The sequence below is a fragment of the Christiangramia sediminicola genome, assembly GCF_031344135.1.
Taxonomy (GTDB): Bacteria; Bacteroidota; Bacteroidia; order Flavobacteriales; family Flavobacteriaceae; genus Christiangramia; species Christiangramia sediminicola.
Window position 1 is genome coordinate 674,478 of sequence record NZ_JAVJIU010000004.1, and the last position, 19,035, is coordinate 693,512.

The 19,035-nt window shown below is 35.8% G+C and carries 15 protein-coding genes; 8 read left to right on the forward strand and 7 right to left on the reverse strand.

Annotated features, from left to right (window positions below; genetic code table 11):
* Positions 1-228 precede the first annotated feature (228 nt).
* The 7 genes from RE431_RS13595 to RE431_RS13625 all read right to left on the reverse strand — a co-directional run bounded on the left by RE431_RS13595 (position 229) and on the right by RE431_RS13625 (position 11,578).
* A complete protein-coding gene (locus RE431_RS13595; protein ID WP_309562532.1) occupies positions 229-930 on the reverse strand; it encodes a hypothetical protein in 702 nt (233 codons plus the stop codon).
* Positions 887-7,144, reverse strand: a complete 6,258-nt coding sequence (locus RE431_RS13600) for a P-loop domain-containing protein (RefSeq protein WP_309562533.1) — start codon at positions 7,142-7,144, stop codon at positions 887-889. The genes RE431_RS13595 and RE431_RS13600 overlap by 44 nt, the downstream gene beginning before the upstream one ends.
* Positions 7,145-7,295: 151 nt before the next feature.
* Complete coding sequence (locus RE431_RS13605) at positions 7,296-8,630, reverse strand: phage integrase SAM-like domain-containing protein (RefSeq protein WP_309562534.1); 1,335 nt, start codon at positions 8,628-8,630, stop codon at positions 7,296-7,298.
* A gap of 365 nt (positions 8,631-8,995) precedes the next feature.
* Positions 8,996-9,670: a hypothetical protein gene (locus RE431_RS13610; RefSeq protein WP_309562535.1), complete on the reverse strand. Its 675-nt coding sequence runs from the start codon at positions 9,668-9,670 to the stop codon at positions 8,996-8,998.
* Entirely contained in the window at positions 9,663-10,649 is a 987-nt protein-coding gene (locus RE431_RS13615; RefSeq protein ID WP_309562536.1) for a hypothetical protein, read from the reverse strand. The genes RE431_RS13610 and RE431_RS13615 overlap by 8 nt, the downstream gene beginning before the upstream one ends.
* Position 10,650: 1 nt before the next feature.
* The gene (locus tag RE431_RS13620) at positions 10,651-11,145 is read right to left on the reverse strand and encodes a Pycsar system effector family protein (RefSeq protein WP_309562537.1); all 495 of its coding nucleotides are present in this window, start codon (positions 11,143-11,145) and stop codon (positions 10,651-10,653) included.
* Positions 11,146-11,401: 256 nt separating this feature from the next.
* Positions 11,402-11,578 (reverse strand): hypothetical protein, encoded by a 177-nt coding sequence (locus tag RE431_RS13625; RefSeq protein ID WP_309562538.1) that lies wholly within the window; start codon positions 11,576-11,578, stop codon positions 11,402-11,404.
* Positions 11,579-11,679: 101 nt separating this feature from the next.
* On the opposite strand from RE431_RS13625, the gene RE431_RS13630 reads away from it, so the two are divergent.
* From RE431_RS13630 to RE431_RS13665, 8 genes are all read left to right on the forward strand, one after another.
* Positions 11,680-12,282, forward strand: coding sequence for a hypothetical protein (locus RE431_RS13630; protein WP_309562539.1), 603 nt, complete (start codon positions 11,680-11,682; stop codon positions 12,280-12,282).
* The gene (locus RE431_RS13635; RefSeq protein WP_309562540.1) at positions 12,258-12,665 is read left to right on the forward strand and encodes a hypothetical protein; all 408 of its coding nucleotides are present in this window, start codon (positions 12,258-12,260) and stop codon (positions 12,663-12,665) included. Before RE431_RS13630 ends, RE431_RS13635 begins: the two co-directional genes overlap by 25 nt.
* Positions 12,640-13,440, forward strand: coding sequence for an ImmA/IrrE family metallo-endopeptidase (locus RE431_RS13640; RefSeq protein WP_309562541.1), 801 nt, complete (start codon positions 12,640-12,642; stop codon positions 13,438-13,440). Before RE431_RS13635 ends, RE431_RS13640 begins: the two co-directional genes overlap by 26 nt.
* Positions 13,441-13,753: 313 nt before the next feature.
* A complete protein-coding gene (locus tag RE431_RS13645) occupies positions 13,754-15,550 on the forward strand; it encodes a ParB/RepB/Spo0J family partition protein (protein WP_309562542.1) in 1,797 nt (598 codons plus the stop codon).
* Positions 15,551-15,808: 258 nt separating this feature from the next.
* Positions 15,809-15,970 (forward strand): hypothetical protein, encoded by a 162-nt coding sequence (locus tag RE431_RS13650; RefSeq protein WP_309562543.1) that lies wholly within the window; start codon positions 15,809-15,811, stop codon positions 15,968-15,970.
* Positions 15,971-15,986: 16 nt separating this feature from the next.
* Positions 15,987-16,823: a DUF932 domain-containing protein gene (locus tag RE431_RS13655; RefSeq protein WP_309562544.1), complete on the forward strand. Its 837-nt coding sequence runs from the start codon at positions 15,987-15,989 to the stop codon at positions 16,821-16,823.
* Between the two features lie 591 nt (positions 16,824-17,414).
* Positions 17,415-18,500 (forward strand): ABC-three component system protein, encoded by a 1,086-nt coding sequence (locus RE431_RS13660; protein ID WP_309562545.1) that lies wholly within the window; start codon positions 17,415-17,417, stop codon positions 18,498-18,500.
* On the forward strand, positions 18,488-18,934 hold the full coding sequence (locus RE431_RS13665) for an ABC-three component system middle component 2 (protein WP_309562546.1): 447 nt from the start codon (positions 18,488-18,490) through the stop codon (positions 18,932-18,934). The genes RE431_RS13660 and RE431_RS13665 overlap by 13 nt, the downstream gene beginning before the upstream one ends.
* Positions 18,935-19,035: the final 101 nt, after the last annotated feature.

A 19,035-nucleotide genomic window follows, 5' to 3' on the forward strand; every position in this document is an offset into this window, starting at 1 on the left:
TTAGTTAGGGCTGGTCGGTAAAACTTCATATTCTTTAGATGTAAAAACCAAAATAACTAAAACCTTCATCCTTCAACCCCCCTATTTTGAAGCATTCAATAGTTTCAGAATCTTAATACAACTAAATTTTACTTCAAGTATAATATGTTTGAGTTTAAGCAGAAAGTATTAATCGGTTTTGGTCAGAAAGATGGATCTGAGCTACCAAGTATTGCTTAGTTTCTACCATTATATTTCCGTTAGCTCTTTTCTATATGTTTTTAAAATGTCTTCCTGTATATCCATGAGTGCTTCGATCTCGATTATTTTTTTTTGAAGGGTTGCCTTTCGTTTTTCCTGTTCCTTGGTCGCTGGATCTCCTGGGGTTTCTTTTTTATCGTCTTCCGAAATTAGTTTAATAACCTTTATATCTGAATAATTTAGGACATCAAGTGAGCTTCTGATTAATTCCTCCCGCTCCTTATCCAAGCTTAATTTAGATACTCCCATACGAAGTAAATCGAAAATGAAATTTTTAGCGAGGTTATCTACTTGTAAGGCGATCTTAAAATAATTCTCAGTTGTACCCGGTCGCTTTTTTCTACTTTCTGTCCTAATCTCAGTGTGTACTACTTTGGGAATAAAAAAGGAGTGTTTAGAGGAGGGGCTTAGTTGGTGCAGCGTTTCAAACAGCGACTCAAAATCTTTAAGAAATGGTTTTTCGTAGGGAATTGACCATCGTTGATCCCACAATTTTAAAATGATCTGGGCACATTCTTTTTCCGCCTTGCTTTTATTTTTTCCCGTAAGGGTTTGAAGATCCGTTATTTTTTCGGCCACATAATGAGCCATCCATTTGCTAAGCGTATCGATGCCGGGATCCAGCTGCAGTTCCTTTACGATTGCTTCACCTAAGCTGATAATTTTTTTCTGTGCTTTTGAGTCTTCCACCTTTTGATAGTATGTAAATGTTATGACGTGGGTCTAAATAATCATAGGTATCCAATCTATTTCTATAGGTGATATCCCTTTTAATTGTAACCTTAAAAATCAGGTGGCAATCATACAATGTACAGAGTTTTATGAGCAGGTTTAACGAAGCGTTTGACCGTTCACCTGATTGTTCAGGTTCGTCATCATATCCCTGTAAATTACTGCTCCATGAAATAGTTTTTAATGCGGCTTGCCCATCACTAAAGACCCACACTTTCCCCTCACAATCTGGATGTAGCTCGAGTTTGTTCAGGACGGTCGTTCCGGGAATTATTGGAGGATAATTTATATGTTTAGCATAAGGATCCATTTCATCAATTCCTTTGGAAATATAAGGTTTAGCTAACCACCCTTTAAGCTGAAAGTCTCCGAAACGAATTTCCATATTGCTTTCTTCATAATCTGGTAGCTTGAAATCGTGAGAATTATTACAGGATGAAAGAGCTCTTAGCAGTGCATCAGCTGTTTTTTTCGAAACCAATGCGGAGGAAACTGTGTAGGATTCATATCTTGAATCATGCCTTTCAGTCCAACCTCCATGGATGGTTAACCATGATTCATTATCATCGCTTGTATAAATGTTATTTAGAAAATCACTGTCTTTAAAATCTGTTCTCCAGCCTTCATATGGTGATTTTGAAATCCAATCGGGTCTATAATGTGGAACTGGGCCTCTGCAATCTGCCAGCCACTTATGATTATTTCTGGTCAGTAGATGTCGTGATAGCCATTCTTTCCATGGATCTTCATGATCCTCATAGATGGATATTACCGGCATATATTTGTACAATCGGGATGCTACACATAGCATTGCATGGTATGCGAGATAAAAATCCAAACTATCTGTTTTGGGATAACTTCCATGATCGTGCCAGGTACGTCCTTGAGACCTGTTCCATAGACCTACACGGGGGTCATTATTATAACCGGTGGTGGTTCCTAATTTCCATTCATTGACAATAACATCGGCACATAATTCCTGAACTTGTTTTCCAGGTATTCCAAAAACGTCACCCAATGGTTCAAACCAATAACGTTCTATATCCCATCCGAAGTAGTAATCCACGGTAGTATCGACCTGATTTTTTTTATGGAAATAGCTATCGACTTTCGCATCATATTTCCCAATTTCAATTGTTTTTCGAGGATAGGTGCTTTTTTCCAATCCAGTGATTTCGGTAGGGCTATATGTTGCCGGGAAGGCCTCTTCAATAGCGAGGGCAATCTCCGCTGAAAACTTTTGGATCAGTATCTGGGATTCAGTCAGAGCATATTTTAAGAATAGCTGTTTGTAGGGAATAAGTATTTCGGGGTGCTCTGTGGAGACTCTGCTCAGTGCTATTAGCAAATATTGGCGAGCATGAAGTTTATAGAAGGGGAATTGGTGGCTCCCAAAGGCATCTACTTCATCATGTTCTAACCATGTAACTAGAGCACTCAACATTTCAGTACATTTAAAGTCAGCAAGTTTTTTTATTACATGACAGGCCTGCCAACGGGTTTCGGAAGAAGGAGCACCTAATGCTGACCATAAAAAACCTCCCACCGTGTCATGGATGTTATCAGAAACTTTTAGCCAGTCTTTCCAGGGCCCATCTCCAAAATCATTTTCCACGTGCAATTCAAATCTCGTCAATGCATAATCTACTAATTCTCTGGCTTCTTCCGGATCGATAGAAGTTGTTGCCTGCCTTACAAATCCAAATAAAACAGTAGCATTGGTAAATTCCTGACCTTCTGATAATCCAAAAAAAATACCGCGTTTCAGAGTATGCTTTAAGGCATCATCAAGGTTTAGTTCACGTACAGCGGTTTCAAAAGAATATAAGCTTATCAGGTCATGAGCATATCTTCGACCCATCTCAAAGAGGATATCCGGCCATTTCTTTTTAAAACTAACCTTATGCTTCCAGTGTTCCGGGATGACTTTTAATAATTGAATGCTGTCGTAATAATTAATATCATCTGAAGTTAAAAGGAGATCAAAAAAATCATATATCTCATGAGGTTTAATTCGATTTAAAATTTCTCGGAATAAGGTTTTAATCCCCACATAATGTTCCTTCTTAAATGCTGCCGAAAAACGTTCTCTTAAAATGGTAAATCCATGAATGCTTAAGATGTCTACGCCATCGAATACTGTATTCCATTTTTTCGGGTTAATCTTTAGTTGTGTATCTGAATAAGAAGGACTTGAATTGGAGTGGTCCTTTAACCCATCTGGATATGTATGCAGATTTTTTTCTAATCCATCCAGATGGATTTTGGAATCTTCAGCGATTTGGTGTAATTGTTTCAATTCGCTATAACTCGCACCTTCCTGTAAAAGTAGTTTATAGGCATCGTTTAGGATTTCCGATTTTAAACATTCTGAGGATGTATGGGACAAGCACAATTTCAAAAAATCAAATAATTGGTGATCTGAGATAAACCGTGTCATGGACCAGCCCACTTCTGGAGTCAAACTCTTGGATTCGATTAGCTGAATTAATAACGCTTCCAGTTGATACTCAAATCTACCTATTTCTCTATCGCGCCATCTACTAAGTGCTGCAATTCCAATAGCGGGTGACATTCTGGTACAAGTGGCTAAAGCTCCAGAACGATCCCAATGTTTTTCACGGTAAACATATTCTCCCACCAGTTCTGTACATCGGACAAATCGGTAGGCCAATTTATCTGATGCGCTTGAACCGCATCGCTTGCCTAATGAAGCCAAGGCTTCCCATCGTTCTACGATTTCGTCTCCAAATTTAGAGATGATCGTTATGGCTTCTTCAAAATAAACAGCAGCATCTTCTCTGGAATGTGAAAGGACTGCACGAGCCATTAATATGTAATAGTTTGCACTTTCTTCAGGACCAATAGTGTTGAGGTCTTTTATGAGGATAAGTGTTGAATTTTCAAGTTCATTAAGAATAGGGGTGAGATGCGATTTTATTTGTCCTGCGCGTAAAAGATAAAGACGCTGGTGTATGGAAAGTGATTGGTTATCACGTAGGTAGGTGTCGTGATATTTTTGGATATTTTCGGGTGTTTGTTGATGGCAGAAAATAAGGATGTCGGCTGATAAATCAGCTATCTCTTTTGGAAGATAGTCTGAAATTGTATAGCGTGTCTGATGTGCTTTCTTTGAAGCGTTATGTGCTTGGGCTGCCGCTTTAGTAAGGTCACCGATTTTACCAGAAATAAGCTTTATCCTCAAAGTATACCAGGGGAGAAGTGCACCAATCACTTCCTTAAACTCTTTAATGTCACTTGATTTTCCTCTTTGTTTGTTACTGGATTTAAAGCTTTCAGGAAGAAGGTCTTCCAGGTCGATTTCGCTTTTACTTAATAAAACATTTCTGATGGAGACTGCTTTGAGGAATTGGGTCCGATCTTTTGAAACAAAGTTTCCTGCTATTCCTTGAGGAGTTTCTTCGGGTACATAATAATCTAGCACTTTGAGAATATTTTGAGTATTCAATTTTCGATAGAGACAGACTTCTAAAAATGCTATTATTGATGACGTGATATTATCCTGTAACGAATGGGCCGGTTTCTTAATCCGACTTGTAGTTTTTGATAACAGTTGCAGGCAATGTTCGATGTTTTTAGCTTCGACGAATATTCCGACTTCAGATAATTCGTGTACAATAGCGATCACATAAAACTTGCTTTTTCGTGAGCGTTTAAGAAGTGCTTGGATATCATCCAATCGACCTGCATCGATCAGGCGGCTGATGAATTTACGTATAATTCTATATATAGCTTCCTTAGGCTTGAGACTATTTAAAAATTTTAAGCAGGCATTTGCACCATCCAGATTTAATTGTGTGAGCGCAATTTCCAGAATATCGTTATCGTTTACTGCGTGATCCCGATCATAATCATTTTTCTGCCGTTTTTGTGTCTCGAAACAAATCTGTAGCCAATTCAAAGCGGATCTCAGATACCCACGGGCCTCTCCCTGATATTCCTCAATTTCACTAAGTAGGGAAGCCGTGTAAATATTCTCTGATCCTTCCCAGCCACTCTTTAGCAGTCCTTTAAAGGCAATTTCTTGAACCTTTAAATTATCTTGAAGTTTCGTGAGCAGATCGACATTATCCTGAAAAAGGCTTTGCTGTCTTTGATCCCCCGCCACTTCTTCTCCCGCTCTTAAAGCTACCTGAATAGCATCTTTATATTTTCCTGCTCTAAGTGCTGCTTTAAAAGCAAACTGTAGGCGATAAACCATTACATTTCTTGTGTCTATTGGGTTATGGAAGGGGAGCAGGGTATCGGATATTGCAATGCGTATTAATTGATCATATTGACCGGCTTGTAAATAAAGCTGAGGCAGAACCTCGGCTACATACGTAAATTTGGTTGCCAGGGGTTCCATCGCGGCAATATACCTTTGAAAATCTTCTGGTGTTCCTAAAAATGTATTGCGAAACCATGTTTCAGTAGGCTCATCCCTGAATTGCACTGAGGAATCTAATAACCATAGGGAGCGACCAATATCCGATATAAAACTTTTCACATCTTCTACTCTAACATCCGCCGCTGTAGCCAGAATATGAATTGGGATATTAGGAGGTAAACTTGCGAGGCCGGTACATATTTTTTCAATACTACTTTGGTAGACATTTGGCAAGACATCTTTTATATTATTTACCGCAGTTTGTAATTGATGTTCAATTTGTTCTTCCACAGAAGTTCTGAAAGGTCCCAAGTAGGAAAGTAACGTCTCCACTGACTCATAATTTTCCGCTATTGAGTTCATCTGCACCCTGGGGTTGCCACCCGTCAGTCGATGAAATTCATAGGCTTCATTCTCATTTACTGCTGGAAACCACTTTCTGAGATTTTCAAAGGTTTCCTTTTTCGAGAACGAACTTAATTCTAGTTTCTGAATATTGGTTGGAGGTTTTAGAAGTGCTGTACGTTCTGGTCTACAGAGTAAAACAATTTTACAATCTTCTGGAAACTGTTCTTTCAATAATTCATTGGCAAAGCAGGCATCACCGAATTCCATGGCTGCCATTTCTGCATTATCCGCTGCATCAATTAAAATGACCAATTTGGCCATATTATTCACTTCTTTTAGAGTCATGATAGCGGCTTGAATCCGATATAAAAAGCCTCTCATAATATCACTTTCCAGGGTGGTATTTTGGATCAGCATTCGCTCACATAATCCCAGAGATGCTAATTCATTAGAAATTTGCAGAAGAGCATCCCTATGGCGATGCCGGGGCTCACTACGGCTACGATATTTACCGGATCCAAAACAATCATAGGCTATACCAAGTGAATCTTGTGGCAGCGCTTTGAGTACATATTTGCTAAACACAGATTTTCCTACTCCACCTTCCGCATGAATGATCAGCGGATGGTTAGAATGAAGAATAGTCTCTATAAGAGTGTTGTACTGGAACCTATGGGTAAGATTATCGGATTGTTCAAAAAGGGGAGGGGCCGGAAATAAATGCTTTTCAGAAGTCACTCCAAAGAGTTTTAAAATGTCTTCCTTGAGAATTATACCATTCGATTTAGGCAACACTTTTTCTTGTACTAGAGCTACTATATTGCTGATCTGGGCTGAATCGATGATGCCAGGTTGGATTCTTGCTATTTCAGTCCTAAGGGTATTTTTCTGAATATCGTAATCTCCTTCGCCATCCTCTAAGTTCAATAAACTATAGAAATGTCGAAGCTTCGCCCCGTTTAGTTTCGAATATTTTTTAAGCGTCTTTTCAAATTCTGCATTTACGTCCTTTTGGTGTACGTAATTGGAAAGATTGCGTTTGAATGTATCACTGATTTTCCGATTGGTTATGACGGTAAAAGAAATTCCCGTCGTAGCTTTGTCCTGGAGGTGTTGGAGATATCTTTCTGCAAAACCCACCATAGTATCTTTCAATCCGCTTAGTGTAAAAGGCTTGTCGTGCTGTACAGTGGTATGCTTTAACTGATAATATTCAATCCTTCTCGTATCCTTATCAGATTGGTAGTATTCGGAAACATCAATGACATACTCCCCTGCTTTCTTTCTCTCTTTGGAGCCTTCAATAACAATGGACTCCAGGTCTGATTGGGGCTGAATAAGGCTTAGACATCGTCTGGCAGCCCATCGGTAATGGAAAACATCTCCAGCTCTTGAATACGAAACTAAATTATATGCATTTTCATTAATTTTCAATAAATAGGTATTTTAAAATTCGGGGATGGAAGGTGTACTCATTTTTTAGAAGTTAGTGAGAGTCATCAAATGCTTTCATTTTTATTAATTTACTTTGTATTTGCATTAACTCAATATAAACTGATCATCTTTTTTGCCAAAAGATAAGATTTTAGAAATTAATCACATTATCCAAAGCCTCATCAGCGTCTCTATGAATGAAATTTCCTTGGTAGTTTAAGGTCGTTTTTAAATCGCTATGGCGATATAATTTTTGCAACATTAAAGGATGAATTCTGTCTCCCGCAATATTTCCGAAACTATGACGAGCAATATGGTTTGATAAGTTTTTTTCTATATTACATTGTAGAGCAATTCGTTTTAAATACTTATTACAAAGTTTTGTAGCATTGCGAGTTTTTCTAAATATATCTTCAGCGTTTTTAGAATCAGTACCTATAAGGAAAGGGAAAATATATCCGTTATTATTCTTTTTGTCTTTTTCGTATAGGGTTAAAATTTCTTGAGCTTTATCTGGAATTTTCAAACTCAGTGGTTTTTCATTTTTGTTCATAATATAATAAAGACGGTTATCTTTAAAATCTGACCACCTTAATTTGACGACATCAGATATACGGATTCCTGCAAAATAGAATGAAATCAACCAAATATTATGAGTATGCCAAATAGAGGAATATTCTTCCAATTCCAAGGCTTCTATTTTTTCAACCTCGCTTATTGTCAAACCAATTTTATTTCCTGAACCTATTCTAATTTTTTCTTTTTCACCAGCAAAAGGATAAAATTTAGGGGCAACAATTCCTTCTTTTATTGCAATATTGAAGAGGGTTCTTACAAATATAAGTTGATTAGATATAGTCCGTTTTTTCTGATTTAAATAAGCGGAACAGAAAGTTTTGAACTTTTCTAAAAATGCTTCGTCAATATCCCTGAACTTTAGATTTTTGTTTTTCTTGAAATTGTCAACTCCAGCCAAAAATGAATATTCTGATTTACGGGCCTTACTAACCCTATTCTTTCTTCTCTGTTTGATTCCTTCAATAACTTCATTCTTCGGAAGAGAAGATTTGAAAGAAAGGAACTCCTCCAGATTATATAAAATTGAAAGCTCTGATTTGGCCACCGAAAAAGTTCCTCGATCATATTTACCTTTAATTCTTTCTGCTGCGACAGCAAAAAACGATTTTGAGCCCCCCGGGCCTTTTAATTTTAGCTTCGCTTGTTTTGGGGTAATGCTCTCATCTTTTGAATCGAAATAAACGTCATTGGCTTCCGTCAATTTCTTCATTAGGAAGTTGTTCAGCTTTCGATAGTTGGGATGAGTTCTCTTGGCTTTTCCAACAACTTTGTCCCAATCTTTTTCAAGGACATACTGTCCAAGCCATTTGTAATTCGTTTTATAATTCTCGCTAATTCTAAGAGCTAAAGGAATGGTGCCATCCTTTTTCATCATATTTTTCCGCAAAACAACTTTGATGCTAGCCATAAGTATTTATCTTATATCCTATTAAAGATAAGTAAAAGTTGAAAAAGTAGTACAGAATAAGTACAGAATAATTTGATTTTAAACGGAATTAATTGATGCTAATAAATATTGATATTACTGATAACAGTAGATTTCAAGGGGATTTAGAGTATTTTGAAATACATCCAGATCAAGCTCATAACCCGAAGGTCACAGGTTCGAGTCCTGTTCCCGCTACTAGTAAAATTAAGCCTTTCAAGAAATTGAAAGGCTTTTTTTATGTCTTGGGTACAACATAGGTACAACATTTGGGGCTTTTTCATTGACTAATTAGCTTTGATAATTATTGATATCATTTGTGTATGTATTTTATTTTGAGCTGACAGTTAGCCTAATACTTTCTTTCTTTTAAGTAGTTGTTGCCTAAATAGAACCAAATCTATTTTTAATTGCTGCATACCATATCCTTTTAAGCTATAAACTTTTTTACGGCAACATTTTTTGTATTTAGGTTTTCCACATAACGGACATTCAATATTGGGTTGATGCTTAATACCACCTATCGAAGTTTCCAAAAGTGCAACTATATCTTCAAGATTTTCGAGGTCGAATTCCTCTTGATAAAATTGAGCTATTCCTTCAAAATGATGTTTGTATTCCCCATTTGCATACTCACCAGTTGATTCCTTGTAATGGTAATTGGCAAAAAAGGGATATATGACATTCCTGTAAAACTCTTCAAATGTGATTCCTCGCCTTTTTCTTTTTAAAAGTTGATGTGGAATATCCAAACAGCAAACGCCTTCTTTTGAGATATGGAAATCCCAATCTCTATCAATTATTTGAGTTTTTTCGATGACAATAGGAATAGTGTATGGGTATTCAATTTTATTAATTAAAATGAGAATTTCAAATTGACCCCAAAGTTTGCCTTTCTTATCGAGGACACTAATTTTCCCTTTAAGGGCCAAATAACCAGGTTTAGGACTATCCACTTCCTTAAAAGAATAATACTTACTCAAAAAGCTATCAATATCATAATTAAGATTTGTCTTAGTCATAGTTAAAATAAGGCTTGCTTTTGGATGCAATGGGGTATAAATCTCTACTGTTCCTGTTTGGGTCAGGCAAGGTATTTATTGTTAATACTAGAACGCCCATATCGTTTTGAACAGCCAAGTTGTTATCTACCAAGTAGCGTTCCCAATCGAAATTGTATTGATAATATTTCCGTCCATCCTCATAATCGTGTATTTCTTTGCTTCGTTGCTCAAAATACTTGTCTTTCCTGAGTTGGGTTGTTACATTGTGCCCTACCACAATTCCGCTGTTTTTGGCATTACTCTGCATTTTTGGTGCAAGGCTAGTATGCAAGCTACACGTAGTAACTTCCCCAGATTCGCCAATACCAGAATAGAACCAATCTACCTGTTTTGAATGACCTAAATCCAGTCCGGCCCTTGTGTGGATATCTTGTATGCCATTATCCTCAAAAAAGTCTTTGAGGTCGTTTTTTACAAAGTAAGATATCATTGAAAAAGATTTTAGCGCATCTTCTACTGCCTTCAATTTTTCAATATTCTTTCCGCCAAAATATACCATTAAGCCATCACCTTGAATACGATGAACATAGCCGCCACAAAGATTAACTGCAAAGATTGAAGCTCGAATGATACTTTCCGTTATCAATCGGACGGTACCTTTTGTAAAGTTATTAAAGAGCTTGGTGCTTTTCTTTACATCTATAAAGCCGGATATTATCCAATGCTCTTCAACCAAGTCTGTAGCTTTTAGATAAGTAAAGTCAGGATGACTTCCCAATGGTTGGTAGTCGAAAGTTTCTTTAACGCCCATTCCTTTAGCAAATAGTTTCATTTCGCGGGAAAGTTCACGTCCAGGAAGTTCATTTCTTAGTAATTTAAGATGCTCGCGGTTGCTTTCCAGCATAGGTTCACTAAGCCCGTAAATTTTGTTTGATTTTGTAGGGTCGTTCTCGACCGCTTTTTTAATTACATTTTTGTAGTCTTCAAATAAGTTCATTTTATGAGGTAATTTTAATTAATATGTAGGTTGAGGGTGCTAAAAGCATAAATTGTATGATTAATAGAACACAAGCCCATTTAAGTTTTCTGAATTTTGATTTTAACCCTTTTGAAAGGATATAAACCTGATTTCTTAAATCTTTTAGATTGCCTTTTTTAGTTTGGTTTTTTGAAAGGTCAAAAAATTCACCAGGCTCTTTCTGTCCTATACTAGCAAAATAATACAAGGATTCTATCTCTGATTTTGCCGAAAAATATGGCATACTAGCTAATGCCAATAGGATGAGACTACCCACACCGAGGGTTATGATTGCCGCCAAAAAAAACAATAAATAGTTTTCTTGATTGAGTAATTCTTGTATTTGAGTTATGAGCGTGATAGTACCACCTGTTATAAATGTATTGATGGCGATATATACCGCTGTTTTATTATTTACGCTATCGTAATAATGGTCTAGGCGATTTACAGTATATTCTAATCTTTCTTTTTCCATAGAGTTAAATTTATTAACTAGGCTGATTCTTAAGATCCAGCCTAGTTGATTACTTGATAGCTTTTGCGACAGCCGATACAGCTGCCACAAATGTTATCACAGTAAGAATTGTGGAAATAACTTTGGCGTTATTCCTATTTAAATGCAGACAAGTGTCCTTTTTGCAAAGACTCAACTTGTCATTCTGAAATGAATAATTCATATCCAAAAAAATTAAATTAGCCCAAATTCAAAGCAGTTGGGTTTCGCTGAAGCGTTATTTGCTTTTATCAATAACGCCCTTAAATTTTCCGCCGCTAGTCTTTACGTCCATAAATCTTCCAGAATCGGAATCTCTTTTTACGTAAAGCCCAGTTTTAGTATTTTTAACTTGCGTTCTGCTTCTTATTGCACCGTGTCTGCGATTATCGCCACTTTTTCCATTTGTTGCCATTTGTGTTGTTTTATAGTTGCTACACTCTTATATGCTTTTAATTTTATTTTTTTTACCATCGTTTGGTAAATTTTTACGACATTGAAGCATATACTTAATGAATGAGGGTAGCTACAACTTCAGAAATAATAGAAAAGCTTAACGCAATCGATATAAAGAGCCTCTTAAACAGGATGGAACTTTATACTCGTGATCGCTTTTATGACAAGAGTGATAGAAACAAAAAAGGCTTTCAGTTCCAAGACTTTTGTCAACAAACATTAACCAAGGCCTGTGACGGTACACGCAAATGGAAACCAGAAAATTGCTCTTTTGAAAAATTTATATTTTGGGCTTTACAGAGCGATTTAGATAGTTTTTTTAAACAATTAAAAAGAAAAGGCGATGATTCTGATGAAAAACCTCAATCAGAATACATAATCAATATTCCAAATTATTCAGATGAAGAGCCTACTGAAGACTACAATTACGAAAAGATTGATGATGAAGTGAAATTGCAGCAATGGATAAAACAGTTGGAAGACCAAGGGGCGGACAAAGAGGAAATAGAAATGTTTGAGTGTTTGGCGAATGGAATTGACAAACCAAAAGATATAGCGGATTTACTCGATAAACCAATCGATGTGATTTATACAATATCTAGAAGATTAAGAAGAAAAAAAATCAAATTCAACGAGAAGTGGACAAGCTTAAAAAAACAGTAAAAGAAAGTCTTGAGAATTTTGACAAAGCAATTCCTGATGATTTGGTTAGGAAGCAGCTTGAGATGGAAGGTGTCGATTTGAACGAACAATCTTTATCACAAGATAAATTTATCAAGCAATTAACATTTAGATTAAAGTCAAAGAGTAATGTATTGAAGAATGACAGTATGCTTGATAAAGCATCAAATTATTTTAAAGATGCTTTAACCAAAGGACTAGATAGGCCTATTGCGTATATGAACAATTTAATACAAACAAATCAACTACAAACACAATTCAGTAGATTGGAAAAAATGTCTGAAGAACAAATTAAAGACATTATTAAAGACCAAAACCTAATTGAAATTTTAGAAATGCTTGAGAAAGAATCAGAAGGGCAGTAACAAGGCCAAAGAAATATTAAAACAAATCGGATTTGATGAAGTCACAGAGCTTTCTATGAAAGATTTATTGGCTGGTTTTGATGTTATCTATATAGAGGAAGAATTAAATGGTTCAGATGGTGTCATCATTAGAGGTAATTCAAAAACAATCATTAAGGTAGATACGAATATTTTTACTCTTCAGCGCAAACGGTTTGTTGCTGCGCACGAATTAGGACACTTCTTTCTTCACGATAAATTGGAATTTCATTTGGACGATGAGAAAACTCTAAGCTGGAATAGATTAGAAGAAGTTCACAAAAGAGGTATTCAAGAAATTGAAGCAAACGATTTTGCAGGCGAGCTTTTAATGCCCGAACAAGTTTTTAGAGACTTTATTTCAAGAAAGCCATTTGGTCCAGATTTAATTAAAGAGTTAAGTGAGCGTTTCAATACCAGCTTAACTTCTGTGATATTTAGAATGTTAAGTTTGGAAATTGCACCTTTTTTCGTTGTCTTTATGGCCGACGGTGTTGTACGCTATTGGCGCAAAACGGAAGATTTTAAATGTTATACAAACGATATTACTAAAATTCCGCCACCAGAGTTTTCAGTTGCAAAAGAGTATATAGATTCAAATTATGAGTTTATCTATGAAGGCGCTGAGAAAACTCAATCCATTGAAAAGTCGACCTGGTTTAAATTAAATGACTGGGAAGAAGATATTGAGTTTAATGAATATTGCTTACCTACGAAAAAATACAAAACACTTATAAGTGTTATTTGGGAAGCATAGCTTATAAGTTTTTAAATCACTCAATCTAAAATATTTTCAAAAAATCAAGGGATATTGTCTGCAACAAAATCCCTAATTTATTTCTAAATACTGAAGTACTATTTGGAAATTGATAATAGAGTTATCTAAAAGGGGAGTTTATTATCATACAATATGTATCGCAATTTAAACTCGTAAAATACTTCCATCAAAAGACTACGGCATAAAGCCATCGCTTCTTCCTACGCTTATTTATTCCGTTTCCTTTTGAGCCAAGATTTTATCTTCCGTTTGGTTCCTGCTTAAATATTGTTTAATCTAAAATTTAAGTATTATGACAACAATAGCAGTTAAAACCAGAAGGAACGGTAAAGCGAATGCGACCGTTAAGAAACAGGTCAAAGAGAAATTGACACAAAGTGCCATCGTACTTCGAATTCAAAACCTGAATATCGAAAAGGTTATTCCAGACCCGATGCAACCTAGAAAGACTTTTAATGAATTGCTTCTAATGGAGCTTTCAGAAAGCATCAAAAAGCACGGAGTACTTCAACCCATCACAGTCCGAAAGTCAGGAAACGAATATATCATCGTTATGGGAGAACGTCGCTATCGTGCCAGTAAATTGGCAGGTATGAAAACTATACCGTGTATCGTTAGGGAATATAAAAGTAATGACATCTTGGAAATTCAAATTATCGAGAATTTACAACGACAGGATGTTGAGCCGACAGAGGAGGCAGATGCAATAGCTTATCTAAGCGAAAAGTATTCGGCTACAGAAATTTCAAAACGATTAGGCAGAAGCGACAACTTTATAAGACAACGCTTAAAACTGGCTGGACTTATTGAAGGATTAAAGGTTTTCGTCCGTAATGGAGAAATGACCATTTCATTGGGTGTCGGTGTAGCCCTTTTTGAGCCGGAAGAACAGCAAATGATGTTGGAAACGATGGGCGAAGATTTTAATGCACATCTGATAAACAGGATGATTAAAGACCAGACCTACAATTTGGAAAAAGCATCTTTTGATGTTGCCGATAAAAAATTGGTTCCAAAAGCAGGGTCTTGTATAGAATGTCCGTTCAATGCAGCTAATCAAGGCAATCTGTTCGGCGAAGGTAAAATGGTCTGTACAAAATCAGCCTGTTTTGAAACTAAGAAAAGTAAATCGTTCTTGAACCTGATTGAAAAGTCCAAGAAAGAGAATATCCTTTTAATTCCTGAAATACGACAGTATTGGGCAGATGACGAAAACAATCAGCTCATTATATCTCAATTGGAAAGGAACGGATTGAAAGTCTATCTATTGGACGATGTTGAAATTATAGAGAATTCGATTGAGCCAACAATCGAGGGTATTCAGAAAGAGTATCAGCATTACGACTATTCTGAAGATGAATTAAAGGCAGAGTTGGATGAAGCAATGCAGAATTATATAGAAGCATTGGAAAAATTCAATTCAGCAAAAGAAGATGGATTTAAAAACGGCATCGTGTTCCATCCCAATTCATTCCAGCATAATGAGGTCTTTGTAAAGATTGTTGAAAAATCAAAGAACGATTTTACGAAATATTCGGCACCATTGGCCAACAGAAAAATGGTAGATTGTACGCCTGAAGAACAAATCATTAAAATCAACGAAAGAGAAATCCGCAAGAATCAAATAGAGAACAACAACCAGTTTGAAGAAGTTGTGCAGATGATTCGTGAAACAAAATACATTAATACGAAGAAGACACTTTCAACGGATGAAATGGTCGCATTCTCGATATCGCTCTTTGAAAATAATGTGGACTATATGAGTCAACAAAAGTATTTTTCAAAGTTCTTGGGCGACACTTCAAAGATGACCAAAGTTGAAATGGTCGAAAATTTCAAGAAGAAGTTCAAAAAGGAAATCTTTCACAAGTTGATACGCTATATGCTCACAAAGCAAGTGCATTTTGGCGAAAGCAATCACGTCAATAATCTGACGAACATTTCATTCTACAACGCAATGCAAGGATATTACAAATCTAAGATTGCCGGCATTAAAAAAGAATATGCCGATAAACGAAGCAAGCGTGAAGCACGTTTGAAAGAGCGCATCACAGTTCTTGAAAAGCAAATTCAGGAACTCAACGAGTAGCTTTTGTTGTTTGAAGAAGGGTCGGCATTCGTGCTGGCCCTTTTTCTTTTTTATGATAGTGTTTTAAAAGTATTTATAAGGAAGGGGTTATCAATCAATAGTTAGCGCAAAGGTAAACTCGTAAAATACACCCATCAAAAGACTACGGCATAAAGCCAACGCGACATCCTACGCTTATTTATTCCGTTTCCTTTTGAGCTGAGATTTTAGCTTCCGTTTGGGTACTGCTCAAATATTGTTTAATCAAAATATATCATTATGAAACGAGTATCTAAAAAACCTAAAATTTCGCTACAAGAGGCTGAAAAGCATTATCAGTCGAGTAGTGAAAATTATGACATTGATAGTGGCGAAAGTCACTTGGCTTATTACAGGGATAAGCATCCCAACTATTACCGAGTATTATCAGAAAATGTTTAATCTAAATTCAAAAGCTATGTATTTACAAAATTTGCAACAGGATGAAATCTTTGTTCCATCAGAAATGAAATCCTTAAAAAGTCTAACACAGATGGAATCCCGAAGAGGGCTTGAAAATGCCATAATCTCTAATGGCAAAATCGTCAATGTGGTCTCGAACAGCTATGGTCACATTCCAAATCAACTATTCTTCAAGAAAGCTGAAGAAATGCTTACCGATGCACAGCTGAACTTCCACAAACGCACCATAAACAAGAATGACAGGTCTTTTATTACTGACTTTATTATCGACGATAAAAGCCAGTTTACAGTCAAGAACCATAAGGACTTGATATTGCCGATGCTTCGGTTCAAAAACTCGTATGACGGAAGTGAAAAGACCTCTGGACACTTCGGGTTTTATCGAGAGGTTTGTTCAAACGGACTACACGTTTCACAGGCTGAAATAGAGTTTTCCATTAAGCATAGTAGGAATAATACACAACTTATAATGCCGAGACTGAACAACCTATTCGACAAGTTTCTGGACAATGAGTTCTACACCATTACCAAGAAATTTGATAAGATGAAAGAGTTTAAAATCATCGATACACAGGAATTTGTAAAAGCCATACTTGATAAAACGAAACTCTTTAGATATGAATGTAGCGACAAGAACAGCGACCCTTCGAAAAAATCTCGTGAAGTCCTGGAAATTCTGAATTATGAAGCATTGTTGCTAAACGAGGAACCTAATTTGTGGTTAGGTTATAATGCCTTCAATGCAGTTTTGCACAACACGCTGAAGAAAAGCTTTGGCCAACAAGAACGATTGGACAAGAAATTGTTTGATGAAATTTACGAAATGTCCTAAAGCCAAAAGGTTCATCCAGTACCTTAAACTGGATTTTTTTGTGCTTGTCATTTTAAGGTTTTATAGTAGTACCGTTCAGCACATTCCCCTACATTTCGCGAAAAACTTCATTCCGGGAAAAGCGCTTTCCTATAATAATCTTGGACACAACTTCAAAGCTTCCGTTTTCCATTCCACTTGCCCGTTCATTCCCGAGAAATATCGGGAAACGGTCAAACTGCATTCCAACCTACACCTTCAAAGTTAAGTCCGCTTTAAATCCTGAATAATGAGAATTAATAGTTTTCTTAATCCGTTCAGCACATTCCCCTACATTCCACGCTCGCCTTCTGAAAAAGCAGGCAACCACTTCATTCCGTGAAAAGAGCTTCACTACATATCTCTTGGACACAATTCCCAATTTCAGCTTTCCATTCCGCTAACCCTTCCCGCTATATTGGAAAAGAACACTTCATTCCCTAGCCAAAATTGTGAATTAAGTCCGCTTTACACTCTGCCAAAAAGAAAAGTTTTGTTATTCCTAGTAAATAAATGGGATAACATTATATTTATGAACTATATAACAAGTTGTATGCCATATGAAAACAACCTATGAATAAATTTCAAAACATCCCTAAACCTAAAGGAAAAGGTAGGCTTTCAACCAATGACATACTTGGCGGTCAAATAACACCTGCAATTGAAAGAATGAGAAGTTTATCCGAAGATGAATTCGAAGACTTAGTTCTTGAATGGGCGGATGGATATTTGAATAACAAATATGATAAGATAAGACAATATGGTGGTTCGGGAGATAAGGGAAGAGATATAGTGGGATTTTATAAAAATGGGGATATCGATATTTATCAATGCAAACATTACTCTACAAGCTTATCACCTTCTTTATTTTGGGTTGAACTTGGTAAATTATGTCACTATACCTTTACGAACCAATATAAAATTCCAAAAGCATATTATATATTAACTACGAAAGGAGTCGGAACAAAATTGTTAGATTATATAAATAATCCAACTGAATTCAATGATTTACTAATTTCAGAATGGGAAGATAAATGTGAAACTAAAATTAAATCTACAAAAACAATCCTAACTAAGGAATTTAAAGTATACATTGAAAATTTTGATTTTTCTATAATAAAAGACAAGTCACCATTAGAGCTTATTAATGAGCACAAACAAACTACTTACTACCCACAGCGTTTTGGTGGTGGTTTAATCAAGTATAGAAATCTAATACCAAAACCAACAAAAACTATTCTAAAACACGAACTGAACTACACTACCTTATTATTTGATGCGTATTCAACAAAAACGGGGGTGGATATAAAAAATCAAAAAGAATTAGAAACCACAAATAAGGATTTAGCTGAGCATTTTGAAGAAGAAAGAACTTCATTTTATTGCACGGAATCTTTAGATAAATTTAGTCGAGATAATTTTGCTGATTTGGCAACACCACCTTTTGAAGAATTGAAAGAAGACTCTTTATTAGTCATTAAATCTAAATTAAGACTAAGTACTTATGTTGAAGCTTTAGAAAGATTAGAAGATGCCAAATTGGAAATACTTTCTCAGCAATATACAAGCAACCCTTTACATAAAGAAATTCGAAATCTTGACAAAGTCGGGATGTGTCATTATTTAGCCAATGAAAAAAGTGTAATATGGAAAAAGTAAACTCTAAAAACAAAGTTTACAATAGTAATTTTGAAATTGCTATTAGGATACTTGTCATTCTTTTAAATCTTCCATTTAAACGGGCATCAACTTATAAATTGATGGTTTTAGACCATATGTCACTTAACACATATGATGTTGGTGGACCAGCAAGCCTTCACGCACCAATTCCTAATAGAGGTGTTCAAATATATTCTAGAAAGGAAATATTAAATGAAAGTATAAAGCTATTGATATCAAAAGACTTGATTATTATAAATCCAAATAAGAATGGATTACTTTATGAAATAACTGAAAATGGTATAAATTATTTAACATATTTTGAGTCGAAATATTTTAACCAATTAAAAGAAAAAGTTGAGTGGACCTCTGAGAAATTCGGGAAATTATCAGATGGTGATTTAAAAATTCTGATTCTCCGCAAACACACCTAATATTTTTAGTATATTAGCGCTCAAAAAGCAGGGATTATGAACATATTCAGTTTTACGGCTCATTTCGGTTCGGAGGAAGATTGTCGTTTGCATTTCAAGGA

Bases quoted from the DNA above. Each gene is read 5' to 3' on its own strand.
- RE431_RS13605 (WP_309562534.1), bottom strand. From the start codon at position 8,630: ATGGCTAGCATCAAAGTTGTTTTGCGGAAAAATATGATGAAAAAGGAT.
- RE431_RS13610 (WP_309562535.1), bottom strand. From the start codon at position 9,670: ATGACTAAGACAAATCTTAATTATGATATTGATAGCTTTTTGAGTAAG.
- RE431_RS13615 (WP_309562536.1), bottom strand. From the start codon at position 10,649: ATGAACTTATTTGAAGACTACAAAAATGTAATTAAAAAAGCGGTCGAG.
- RE431_RS13620 (WP_309562537.1), bottom strand. From the start codon at position 11,145: ATGGAAAAAGAAAGATTAGAATATACTGTAAATCGCCTAGACCATTAT.
- RE431_RS13625 (WP_309562538.1), bottom strand. From the start codon at position 11,578: ATGGCAACAAATGGAAAAAGTGGCGATAATCGCAGACACGGTGCAATA.
- RE431_RS13630 (WP_309562539.1), top strand. From the start codon at position 11,680: ATGAGGGTAGCTACAACTTCAGAAATAATAGAAAAGCTTAACGCAATC.
- RE431_RS13645 (WP_309562542.1), top strand. From the start codon at position 13,754: ATGACAACAATAGCAGTTAAAACCAGAAGGAACGGTAAAGCGAATGCG.
- RE431_RS13650 (WP_309562543.1), top strand. From the start codon at position 15,809: ATGAAACGAGTATCTAAAAAACCTAAAATTTCGCTACAAGAGGCTGAA.
- RE431_RS13655 (WP_309562544.1), top strand. From the start codon at position 15,987: ATGTATTTACAAAATTTGCAACAGGATGAAATCTTTGTTCCATCAGAA.
- RE431_RS13660 (WP_309562545.1), top strand. From the start codon at position 17,415: ATGAATAAATTTCAAAACATCCCTAAACCTAAAGGAAAAGGTAGGCTT.
- RE431_RS13665 (WP_309562546.1), top strand. From the start codon at position 18,488: ATGGAAAAAGTAAACTCTAAAAACAAAGTTTACAATAGTAATTTTGAA.